At 56.7% G+C, this 901-nt stretch carries 1 protein-coding gene; it reads left to right on the top strand.

Translation table 11 applies throughout. The features are described 5' to 3' along the window. Window positions 1-8 precede the first annotated feature (8 nt). Window positions 9-901 (top strand): tetratricopeptide repeat protein (locus tag A3730_RS02365; protein ID WP_231883814.1); only part of this gene is annotated, 893 nt, incomplete at its 3' end.

Raw genomic sequence — 901 nt, 5'->3', positions numbered from 1 at the left:
ACGAGGATGTGGATTACAGCACCGCCATTCAGCTGTATCAGGAATTGTTGAACAGCACCAACGACGCCAACGAACGCGCCGAAGCCTATTACCTGCTATCCAAGGCCTACGCCATGGATGGAGACCTGGACAAGGCCCGCAGCAGTCTCGACTCCCTGGTAGAGCAATACCCCAACAGCGACTGGGCACTGGAAGCTCAGTTCCGGCGCGGTGAAATGCTGTTCTCGGAAGGTGACTACGAATACGCAGAAAAAGCCTATGCCGACGTCATCGAACGGGGCGAGCGCAACGAATTCTATAACCAGGCGCTGTACAAGCACGGCTGGAGCTACTACAAACTGGGCGAATACGAACGCGCCCAGAACAGTTTCTTCACCCTGCTGGACAACCTGAACGGCGAGGCCGTACTGGCTGATGACACCAGCATGGAAAGCAAGCTGTTCGGCGATACCCAACGGGTTGTCAGCCTCAGCTTCAGCAACCTGAATGGCGCCAAGTCAGTGAAAGCCTGGTTTGCCCGCAACGGCAACCGGGACTACGAACCGGAGATTTACCGCACCCTGGGTGACGTCTACCTGAATCAGGAACGTTTCCGCGATGCGGCGGAAACCTACGACATGTTCGTTCAGGTCTATCCGGATTCCCGCCTGGCCCCGGAGTTCTCCACTCTGCAGATCGAGTCTTACCAGAAAGGGGGATTCCCGACACTGGTACTGCCGGCGAAAGAAAAATTCATCGATCACTATGGGGTGAACAGCGAGTACTGGAACCGACACCCGGATATCCGCCAGCAATATGTGGATCTGCTCAAGGGGCATATCCTCGACCTGGCCGAATACCACCATGTGCTCGCCCAGAAATCCGGCAAGCCTGCGGACTACCAGGCCCCGGCACGCTGGTA

It is taken from the genome of Alcanivorax sp. HI0044, from assembly GCF_001634945.1.
This window is presented reverse-complemented; position numbering and strand designations above follow the sequence as displayed.